Annotated in this window: 14 protein-coding genes; all 14 read right to left on the reverse strand. The window is 57.0% G+C overall.

Annotation, left to right across the window (positions count from 1 at the left end; all coding sequences use genetic code 11):
• On the reverse strand, positions 1 to 1,866 hold the full coding sequence (locus HUV30_RS11875; RefSeq protein ID WP_174405653.1) for a phage tail tape measure protein: 1,866 nt from the start codon (positions 1,864 to 1,866) through the stop codon (positions 1 to 3).
• 131 nt (positions 1,867 to 1,997) lie between these two features.
• Positions 1,998 to 2,240 carry a phage tail assembly protein gene (locus HUV30_RS11880; protein WP_174405654.1) on the reverse strand — a complete coding sequence of 81 codons (243 nt, stop codon included), beginning with the start codon at positions 2,238 to 2,240 and terminating at the stop codon, positions 1,998 to 2,000.
• An 8-nt stretch (positions 2,241 to 2,248) separates the two neighbouring features.
• Positions 2,249 to 2,758 (reverse strand): phage major tail tube protein, encoded by a 510-nt coding sequence (locus tag HUV30_RS11885; RefSeq protein ID WP_174405655.1) that lies wholly within the window; start codon positions 2,756 to 2,758, stop codon positions 2,249 to 2,251.
• Positions 2,758 to 3,966, reverse strand: a complete 1,209-nt coding sequence (locus HUV30_RS11890) for a phage tail sheath C-terminal domain-containing protein (protein ID WP_174405656.1) — start codon at positions 3,964 to 3,966, stop codon at positions 2,758 to 2,760. The genes HUV30_RS11885 and HUV30_RS11890 overlap by 1 nt, the downstream gene beginning before the upstream one ends.
• A 13-nt stretch (positions 3,967 to 3,979) precedes the next feature.
• Complete coding sequence (locus tag HUV30_RS11895; RefSeq protein ID WP_174405657.1) at positions 3,980 to 4,450, reverse strand: phage tail assembly chaperone; 471 nt, start codon at positions 4,448 to 4,450, stop codon at positions 3,980 to 3,982.
• A 12-nt stretch (positions 4,451 to 4,462) separates the two neighbouring features.
• Complete coding sequence (locus HUV30_RS11900) at positions 4,463 to 6,004, reverse strand: phage tail protein (protein WP_174405658.1); 1,542 nt, start codon at positions 6,002 to 6,004, stop codon at positions 4,463 to 4,465.
• Positions 6,004 to 6,624 (reverse strand): phage tail protein I, encoded by a 621-nt coding sequence (locus tag HUV30_RS11905; RefSeq protein WP_174405659.1) that lies wholly within the window; start codon positions 6,622 to 6,624, stop codon positions 6,004 to 6,006. The genes HUV30_RS11900 and HUV30_RS11905 overlap by 1 nt, the downstream gene beginning before the upstream one ends.
• Positions 6,624 to 7,511 (reverse strand): baseplate assembly protein, encoded by an 888-nt coding sequence (locus HUV30_RS11910; RefSeq protein WP_174405660.1) that lies wholly within the window; start codon positions 7,509 to 7,511, stop codon positions 6,624 to 6,626. The genes HUV30_RS11905 and HUV30_RS11910 overlap by 1 nt, the downstream gene beginning before the upstream one ends.
• Complete coding sequence (locus HUV30_RS11915; protein WP_174405661.1) at positions 7,508 to 7,843, reverse strand: GPW/gp25 family protein; 336 nt, start codon at positions 7,841 to 7,843, stop codon at positions 7,508 to 7,510. The genes HUV30_RS11910 and HUV30_RS11915 overlap by 4 nt, the downstream gene beginning before the upstream one ends.
• A 50-nt stretch (positions 7,844 to 7,893) precedes the next feature.
• Positions 7,894 to 8,565, reverse strand: a complete 672-nt coding sequence (locus HUV30_RS11920) for a phage baseplate assembly protein V (RefSeq protein ID WP_174405662.1) — start codon at positions 8,563 to 8,565, stop codon at positions 7,894 to 7,896.
• Complete coding sequence (locus HUV30_RS11925; RefSeq protein WP_205245214.1) at positions 8,543 to 8,944, reverse strand: hypothetical protein; 402 nt, start codon at positions 8,942 to 8,944, stop codon at positions 8,543 to 8,545. The genes HUV30_RS11920 and HUV30_RS11925 overlap by 23 nt, the downstream gene beginning before the upstream one ends.
• Positions 8,945 to 9,063: 119 nt before the next feature.
• A complete protein-coding gene (locus HUV30_RS11930; protein ID WP_174405664.1) occupies positions 9,064 to 9,573 on the reverse strand; it encodes a phage tail protein in 510 nt (169 codons plus the stop codon).
• 11 nt (positions 9,574 to 9,584) lie between these two features.
• Positions 9,585 to 9,875, reverse strand: coding sequence for a head-tail joining protein (locus HUV30_RS11935; protein WP_174405665.1), 291 nt, complete (start codon positions 9,873 to 9,875; stop codon positions 9,585 to 9,587).
• A gap of 5 nt (positions 9,876 to 9,880) precedes the next feature.
• Positions 9,881 to 10,087, reverse strand: a complete 207-nt coding sequence (locus HUV30_RS11940; protein ID WP_174405666.1) for a hypothetical protein — start codon at positions 10,085 to 10,087, stop codon at positions 9,881 to 9,883.
• Between the last annotated feature and the right edge of the window lie 2 nt (positions 10,088 to 10,089).

The following is a 10,089-nucleotide window of genomic DNA, read 5'->3' on the forward strand; positions in this document are numbered from 1 at the left end:
CTACCCCCACGCGAAGCTTGCATCATCATACATTGCCCGACGGCCTTCTGCCTGCTGGCGCTCCGTTATCTTGCGGGCCACGGCATCCGCTATGGCTTCCGGGTCCTGCCCTGGTGCCGCATGTACGTGTATGTCGCCGGTCTGATTATTGATGGTAGTTGCCCCGCCGCGCTGTACAGGCGGCAGATCAGGAACAGAAGCGGCAGGCGCTGAAGAACTGGCCGGCACATCGCTTGGAACATCCGCGCCGAAGAAGGTTTTTACCGCTCCCCATACGCCGCCAACGCTGAACGCCTGTTTCAGATCATCCCAGGCGGTAACCAGGCGATACACTCCGGCCACAGCCAACCCGATAGCGGTAATGATCATTCCCAACGGGTTCGCCATAAGCGCCACGCCCACGGCCTTGATTGCCGCGCCAACGGCCAACATACCGGAACTGAGCGCGGGCAAGGCCATAGAGACAAGCGGGGCAAGCGCGCTGCCAACCTGCCACAGACTTTGCCCGAACTGGAAAGCAGCAATGGCCGTCTTTGATGCCATGAGCATGCCCACGGCAATAGCCAGGTTTTCAAAGCCCCCAAGCTTTTCGGCAGTCCATGAAATCACGGACCCGACAGACTGCATAACGCTCCACAGGCCCTGCCCGAAGGCGACAATCTTGGGTATGGATTCCTTGATGGAGTCACCCACGCCCACAATGGTAGCGCGGTTTTCGCGCAACCAGTCGGCCAGCTTCGGCCCCATGTCTTCGATAAGCGGGGCAAGTGCGCCACCCACCAGGCCGGAAACTTCCTGCCAGGCACTGCCGACCACAGCAGTAAAACGGCTCATGGCCGTATTGTAGGCAAATGCGCCCTTCGTGCCTTCCTCGGTTAACAGGTTCAGGCGCTTCTGTTGCGCCAGCAGCTCGTTAACGCCTTCCTTCCTGGTGCGCAGATAGCCGATAAATTTGTTTCCCTCGCCACCCATCAGAATATCAGCGGCGGAAACGGCCTTCTGGTGGTCATCAAGGTTCTTTGCGGCTTCTGCTATGCGGTTGAACTGTTCCTCGGGTTTCAGGTCCTTCAACTCTTCAAACTGCAGCCCGAGAATCTGCAAGGCCTCGGTAACGGGCGTGATTTCGGCAAGCCCTTTGGATTCGCCTAGCTTGTTGCTCATCTCTTCGATGAGGTCGCCCACGTTATCCGCTTCTAGCCCTGCTTCGGAAGCGATGCCGCCCCAAATGCGCATATACTCGCCCGAGATGCCAAGACTCTTTGCAAGCCCTTCCTGCTTGGCGGTCATGCTGTTTGTCATGGTTATAGCGGTGCCAACGGCTGCCGCTCCGGTAGTGATAACGGCGGTGAACTTGGCCGCCTCGCCAACCAGGTTACGGAACTTGCCGCCCACATCGGCATCAAGGGCTTTCTGGAATGCTTCATACTTACGCTGTGAACGCTCCATTTCTGCGGCAAGGCGGCGCTGTTCGCCCGCAAGCCGGTGCGTATTTACTCCGGCCTGCGAAAGCTCATTGCCCAACTTGTCCAGGGCTTCGCGCTTGGTGGTATACGTCCGTTCCGCCTTTGCCGCCGCCCGTTCCGCCTGATCAACGGCACGCTTCATGGCTGCCGTAGGCTTTTCCGCGCTTTCAAATTCCTTACGCAGTGCGGCCGCCTCCCGCTTCAACTCGCGGTACTCGCGGCCTGCCTTGCGCACGCCGTCAGGGGCATAGGCGTTAAGCTTGTCCTGCTTTTCCTTCAAATCCCGAATGGAGTCGCCCACACCGCTCAAGTCGCCCCGCACAGTACGCATAGCGGTGCGCATTGATCCGGCCACGGCGGCCCCAACTTCAATGACAGCAGAATACTTTCGCTTATCAGCCATATTCTATTTCCCCTTCGGCAGGGCGGTAACCCATTCCATCAATTCTTCCAGCGACAAGTCCAGCAGTTCAGAGAGGGACCACCCGGTATAGTTGGCTAGGCCCAGAACGGCCTTCCGGGTGGTCGCCTCGTCTAGGACAAAAAACCGTCGTAGATTTCCTGCACCTTCCGGTAGTCAACCATATCCAGTTCTTCAATCACCTGGGGCGACACCTCGCACAGGTTGGCAAACAGGCGCACTTCCTTATCCTGGTTAGTTCCACCGGCCTTGGCGGCTATAACCTGGTCGCGAACCTTCACACGGCGTATACTGAGTTCCGTAACCGTTTCGCCCATCATTTCCACAGGATAATCAAGCGTGATTTTGGTTTTCATGTTTTCCCCTACATGCCCAGGGCGCTACGCCGGGCGGCAAGCTGATCCATGCCATTAACGATGCGGACCATGTTGATAACGTCGATTTCGTGCAGCACTCTGCCGCCCTGCTCCCGCTTGTAGTACGTGAGGTCAAAGGTATAGGTGGACGCGCCCACTTCCCCGGACTTCCAGGCGGCCGGTTCAATGGAACGCAGACGGCCGCGAAGCTGAACAACAACCGGGGTAACGGTGCCGTCGAAGGATTCCAGGGAACCGCGCGCAGTAAGCTGCGTATCGGTCCCGGTGGTCAGGCCGAACAGGGACAGCAGGTCCGCGCATTGCTTGGGGGTGGTCATGGTGCATTCCAGCTTTTCCATGCCGGTTTCAATGCCCACGGGTGCATCCATGCCAGCGGCGCGAAAATCTTCGGTGGTAAGGGACAGCTTGGGCAGTTGCAGTTCCTGCACTTCCCCGGCGTAGCCGCGCCCGTCAACGAACACGGCAAAGCCTTTCAGAATGTCACTTGCAACGGACATTATTCAAACACCTCCGTAATGTAGTCGTTAACCATGTGGGAACGGAACGTGATGTGCTCGGCCGGGTACGGCGGGGTGAAGTCAAAATCAAAGTAGATTTTGCCCTGGGCAATCTGATCCGGGGTGTTGAGTTCCGGGTCCGCCCAACAGGAACCCCCAAGGATGGCACCAACCGCTTTCAGGTGGCGAAGGTAGGCGTTAACCCCTTCAATCACATCCTGCACGTAGGTTTTCGTAATGTTGCGGTCCACGGCCCACAGGTGCGCCTGTAGCAGACTTTCGTTGATCATGTCGGCAGTACGCCGCACAGACAGGAACGCCCATTTCGGGTCAGTGGATGCGGTACGGTTGCCCCACAGAATATAGCCGCCTTCATTAATAATGGTGGCAACGTTCTTTTCGTTAAGGGCGTTGGCGCGGCAGTTAACATCGCCAAGCGTGAAATCTACCGGGCGGGACGTGCCGGAGATACCATAGATCGGCTTGTTGGAAGGTGACCACCAGAAGCCCTTGTCGTTGTCCGTGCGGGCGATTACCCCGGCAACACGGGCGCTTGCAGGTTCATCCACATACACGCCGTTACGGTAGACCTTCACCCAGGGGTCTACCATGTAGACGCGGGCGGTACCGTAATCACCGATTGCGGCAATCGCGGCGGCATCGTTGGCATTCGGTCCATCGACCAGGATAACGGCGCGCATGCGCTCCGCGATGCCTTCCAGTTCTGCGGCTACGGGGTTCTTCAAGAAGGTGCCGGGGTTTTCGGCATCCTCGGTGCGCTGATGCGTGAAGCCGGGGGCAAGCAGAATACGGGGGGTGAAGCCAAGTACCGACTTAGACGAAAGCAGGGCGTGAACACCCTCATATGCGCCGGTTACACCATCAACCCCGCCAACCACGTTGGTCATGGTTGCCGCGTCGTTGGCTCCGGCCTCTACGCGAATCACCACAACCATAGCGCCGCACTGGTCCATAATGGCATCCAGGGCGGCAGGAAGCGTACCGGCATAATTGCCCACGGTATCCAGCTTGGCGGCTTCCTTGCGGCTGCCAGCGATGAGCACGGGCGTATTCAGGGGGAATGCCGCCGCGTCTGCATCCGGTGCCGTACCCACAATGCCGATAACGGATGATTTGACCGTCCGAATCGGGCGCGGCCCCGCGTCGATTTCAACAACTTCCACGCCGTGTAAAAACTGTTCAGGCATGGTTTACCTCCTGCTAGTTGCTTTGCGCCGGAATATCCGGCCAGATTACGGAATGGGGAAAATCAGGCTGATCCGGCACCAGTTCAAGCGCGTGGGCGTATGCGTCCCATGCCTCTATGCTGGCATCTATGGCCGTGGTTTCGGCACCTGCGGCCACTGCGGCGCGGTGGTTGCGCAACAGTTGCATAATTGCCGGGTCGTAAAGTTCTTTCATGCGGCGGTCACGTTCCGCGCGGGCCGTGGCGGCAAGTTCTTCTTCGGTAGGTGCAGGCGGCGCGGGGGGTGGGGTAAAGGTAATGCTACCGTACTCGTTCACCACGGTATTATGCGGGCCTGCAAGATTGGCCAGGTCGCCAAATATTGCCGCAACTTCTTCCGCCGCAAGTTCGCGAGCACCATTTTGCAGCAAAATTGCTGCATCTTCGGCGTTGTCAGAATTGATCACTCGGTTATTCAGGATGAACACACGAATTGAATCAGGCATCGGAAGGTTCTCCTATTGGTAGGCACTTAATCTGAATCTGACGCTACTCGATCCGATAGAGACAACGACGGTATCGCTAGTCGGGATAACCACCATTGTACTGCCGGAGTTATACGTCTCCCCCTGAGAATTGCCGACATGGGCAAAAAACGTCCCACTAAATCCCGTGCCGCCTCCTGTTGCTCCGCTTGTGATCGTGAATAACGCGATGACGTCACCCCCTCCGGTTCCATCAACAAGCAAAAACAGGGGCTTCCCAATATGCAACCCCGTCAGGGTCCATGTTCCTGTCGTGCTCCGAGTTCCTTTCAATTCGGTAACACTCCGATATTCCGCATCCCCCTTATCTACCTTGCCCGCATTCTCCCCATTGAGTTTGGCCACCTGCCCCGCCAGCGCCAACATATCGACCTGGGAGGCGTTCACAGCCGCGTCGTAGGCTTTGATGCAGGGAAGCAGGTAGGACGTTTTCGGGCGGTTTTCAGGACCTCCGACGGTAGAGGTCAATCCTTGGTATGTTGGAACATAACTATAGCTCTGCGAAGCTCTTGTAGCTTCACCGGGCACATCTTCTTCCGTTGTGCCGTAGATGTTGTGGGATACTTCGTAGTCACCCACTCCATTATTATGATGATGCGCAAGCAACTCATCACCGGCCCAATCCCCAACGCCCTTCCCTGCAACACCATCCTGTGCCGACGCAAAGTAATGCTTGTAGCAAGGGAGAATGATGTGGGTATCCGTCAGGCAGTAGCGGCCGCACGTTCCTTCCTGTGCTGCGGCCTCGGCATCCCATGCCGCTTCCGTAGCAAGGAAGCCGCCGGATGCCTGCACAAAGGCGACAAGTTGCGGGTAAACATCCCGCGTGAACTTCTGCTTAACATTTACAGGCACCGTACCCGGCAACGGGCTTGCCGTAGTGGAGAAGCAAAGCTGCCCAACCGGCACCCCCGCAACGGTACCCCAGGCAAGGCTTCCATCTTCCTGTTTGATAATCACCTGCCCGGCCTCTCCGCCCTCCGGTAAGGTCTCGTGCGGATCGTCTCTTCTGGCCGCGTGGGCCTCGACCAGGGTACGGACAACAGTAATTTTGTCGTCAACGTACTTGCGGCTTGCAAGCACCATCGTAGGATCAATTTTCAATGTGATTGAGGCCGTGCTGGAAACCTGAATACGCAGAATAGCAGCCAACTCGCGGCCCGATCCTTCTGCCAGTGTCGGCTTGTACGTGGCCGGGAACGACGCAACGGCAAACAGATTGCCCTGATCATCAAACACCCCGACCTCATGCACGGTGAAGCCGCCCACCTCGGGCGGAATGACCATTTCAACCAGGATCAGGCTTGCATTGCCCGGATCAACAGACAGGTTATTTATGGGTGCCCTATGCACTTCATGCACAAGCGCTTCCATAGTCGGAAGCGGGGTAATGGGGTTGCCGTTGCCGTCACCCACGGCAACATGGGTCAGATTAACCTTTGTGCCCAATGCCGTTGCATTTGCCAGCTTGGCGGCACCAATCTCGGTAACCAGTGTGAAAAACATCTGTGCCATCAGATCACCACAGGATTAACGGTTACAGTTTCATACAGGGCAAAACATCCGCCCACATACAACGCGCCCTGGCTGGAAACGCTTGCAGGCATCCACGGGTCCACGGTGACAACATCACCGCTCATCAAATGGGCACCCACATACACATGCCCGGCGCTTCGTCCTGCCATTGTGATTCCTGCGAGGTGCGACCGGGTATTCTTGGTTTTCAATACGATCCGCTCCAAAGAGCGAATCAACGAATCATCCACCCCCCGATCATCAATTTCGATCAGCACGCGAAAAGTACCCCGCTGCCCTTCCGGTGCTTCTTCCCACCACTCGACAACGCGGATGGAATAGCCAAGGGCGGAAATTGCCCTATTCAGTGCCCCACGCGTGCCCTTGCGCCGATGTATGGCAATGGCAGATGCCACAGCCCCGCGCTTTTGCGCCTCGGTCCATGTAGAATCCCACTCATCAACCGACAGCGCCCAGGCAAGCCACGGCAACAGCGCAACGGGGCACGTTGCTGCACCCCAAAGGGTATCAACAGGAACAGGAACAGCCGAAAGCCTGGTCATGCCTTCGGCAAGGGCGCGTTCCTGGGGTGTTGCATTGGGGGGTAACAGGCTTTCCATCAGTTCACGCTCATTTCAATATCGATTGAACGGCAATATGCCGCCTGGTGCGCCTCTACCGAAATGTCTGCATTGGGACTTTGCAGTTCAACACGGATCACGCCCGAGATGTGCAACGCCTCGTATATGCCGGAAACAGCCACGCCCAGGCCCAACTTGTGACGCTCGGCCACATACCGTTCCAGGTCTTTTCTGGCGGCCTCCTTCACGCTGTCCGGGCTTGGCCCGGTCATCATGTGGATTACGGCCACAACGTCATATTCCACGATTTCAGCAGGCAGCACCGTTACCCTGTCTGTTAAGGGGCGTATGTCCTGGTCTGCGAACTTGGCCCGCACAGCATCCAAAACGGCATTACTTGGCAGTCCGTTGCCATCCATGCCCAGGATGTAGAGGGACACATCAACCGGGGCGGGAGAAATGGGGGCGGCATCCTTCACGCCGGAGACTGCCAGCGCGTGAAAGATGTACGCCCCATCAGGGCCAGCAACAGAAAAGCCTTCGGGTGCAAGCTGCACACGACGGCGAAAATCGACATCGGATTCATAGGTGGGGGCAACGGGTGGATAGGCATTAGGATTGCCGGGATTTTCCAGCTTACGCGCAAGCGGTACCAGGGCGGCCAGATTGTCCAGATCGTTGCCGGTTGCATAGGCGACCATAACCGCGCGGGCGGCATCGTTCACACGCTGGCGAACAATGGTTTCCCGGTAGGCTGCCACCTCAAGCACCTTATAGGCGGGGTCAGATTCAACCAGGGCCGAAAAGGCGGCATCCCTGCTTTGCAGATCAGCCAGCATTTCGGCCAGAATGGCCTCATAATCCAGCGTTTCCACAATATCGGGGGCAGGCAGGCCAGAAAGGTCAATGGCATTAAATCCACTCATACCATCACCCCGTCCATTGCGATTTCCCGCCCATCAGGCAGATACACACCATCAAGGCGTATCTGGACCCTACCGGCATCCGTTGCCGAAACCTGAACGCGGGTAACGCGCAGACGCGGTTCCCACCTGTCCAGCGCTTCCGCCGTGGCGGCGATGTATTCAATCTTGTTCGCTTCGTTGGCGGGAGAATCCACCAGAGAAAAGAGGCGGGACCCGTAGTCCCGACGCATGACGCGGGACCCAATGGGCGTTAGCAAAATGTCCCTAATGGACTGTCTGAGGTGGGCAAGACCATCAAGCGGCTTGCCGGTAGAAGAATCAATGCCGCGCATACGTTGGCTATACGATGCGCGGCAAATTGCTTCCTCTGCGGTTTTTGCAGTTACAAGGGAACAAGCGAACCATAGCGCAAGGCCCCGGTAACGGTCATGCTGCCGTTAACCGTCGCATTGCCCGTTACAACCATATCCCCTTGCAGGGTGTAGCTTCCTGTATGCTCTGTGTCGGCATGCTTGTATTCTTGGCCTATGGTATTCCCTGCATCATCGTGCCCGCCTGCGGTAGTCAGAGTGCCTTCAACGACTATCTGCGGGGCAGTCAAAAAGACGCGGGAACCTGCTTCAATCGTCGCGTTCTTCCCCGCCTTTGCGTCAATGCTGCCTGTAGCCTGTACGGAAACATCGCCGGGAATGGTGGCCGCCAATGTATGCGCCGCGCGGTCATATTCGATAACCGCACCATCCTTGAAGACCATGCGGGCAACATCCGGGGTATTTGCCGGTGCCGGGTGGGCGGCCTGGAACACACCTACCAGGGCAACTCCCTGTCCTGTCTCGCCGGAAGGTGACAGGATCAGGACTTGTTCGCCTACCTCGGGTGCCCACCATGAAACATCACCGCCCGCACGGGCCGTTACCCACGGTAGCCAATCCGTAACCACGGCACCGCACCGAACACGCACGCGGGCGGCTTCATAGTCCGCCGCCTCTATGGTGCCCCATCGAATCAGATTTGCAAGCCGTCTATCCATTTCAGCCATTTGGTAACGTTGCATCGGTCACCTCTGTATATTCAGGCTCATGGTCCACACCGACGCGGGGTGTATAGGATACAAGCACGGTTTGCGGTATTATCCCTTCCCCTGCCCATACGGATTCACCCAAGTAGCCCCGTACTTCAAATTCAACGCGCCATTCTTCATACGCGCGCTTTTCCTGGCTCCATTCATCAGGATAGGCACCAAAGAACTCGGCAGGATGCACAGGCAGGCCAAAGCGGTTGCCGTGCAGCCACTTGGATACGGCAGCGACAAGCGCCCCGATTTCAATATTCACGTCTGCATCTTTGACGTGCATCAGCAAATGCAGTTCCCACCGTGTGCGCACGGCAAGTTGCTCTGTGCCCACATCCGTATCCGGTTCCAGGGCTATCATGTTCAAGGCTGCCGCCGGACACCTAACCCTTTCTTTAAGGGTTTCGTAAGCCTTCACGTTAAGCGCGGGAAAGGCTTGCTGTAAGCCTTCCGCTATGGCTTTGTGCATGGCTTGAATAGTTATTTCTTGCGGGTTTCCCATCGTAATTCCTGTTCAAAAATACGATAGAAGCGGCTTTCCAGCAGGGGCAACACCTCGTTGATCACTGCGTAATCCACTTCTTTGTCGATGTGGGCATACTGAATTGCAAGCGGCTGGCGCTCACGGCCGATACGGCGGTATACTTGGCGCTCATCGTTTTTGTTCTGAGCGATGAAGGCCCGCCGACGCTCAATTTTGCCAGCCACAACGCCGGATGCCGTTTGCCGTGGATTCAAACCGGCAAGGGGAATGGCCGATGCACCGAAAAACACGCGGGCGGTCATGTGGTTACCCTTGGTGTAGATGCGCAAACGTGGCCGCAAAGTCTTTTGCTGTATGCCGGTTTCACGCGCCACCATACGAACCAGAAGGCCGCCAATCCACCGGCTTGTTTTGCTGACAGCACGACGGGCGGCGACCTCAATATCCTTTTGTGTGGCGGCAAAATCTCGCGCTATAGCCTCGACCTTGGCGAGGCTGATATTCATGTACTGGCGGCTCATGGGAATAACAGGACAACGGCAACGCCGGTTCCATCAGGCTCTACTCTGTCAACGTCATACACACGCCCGTCTACGGTACACACGGTTTCGCGCGTGAAGTCGGCAACGTCGCGATGCTTGCAGGTCAGTACAGGGCCAGTTGTTTCAAGTTCCAGGCTGCCAAGGGTTGCGAATGCTCCCGGATTATCAAAAATCGCCGCAAAGGTGCGGGCGGGATTCTCTGCCCGCACCTCTACGGCGAACTCTTCACAGTCCAGGAAGTCGGTAAAGTCTTCCTGCATGGTCATGACGACTACTTGCCTGCAGCCCCAGGCTTTGCCTCTTTGGCCTTGGAATCGTCATACTTCACAGCGCGTTCTCGATGAATAAGGTTTCTCGCCACATCAAGCGGAACAGAAACAACCTTGCCAGGCGTCACCATTTCACCGTCAATCAGTATAGCGCTCCCTTCTTCCCCGATAGTCTTGATAGTCATGGTCTTTTCGGTCTTACGGGCCATGT

It is taken from the genome of Desulfovibrio subterraneus (assembly GCF_013340285.1).
GTDB lineage: Bacteria > Desulfobacterota > Desulfovibrionia > Desulfovibrionales > Desulfovibrionaceae > Halodesulfovibrio > Halodesulfovibrio subterraneus.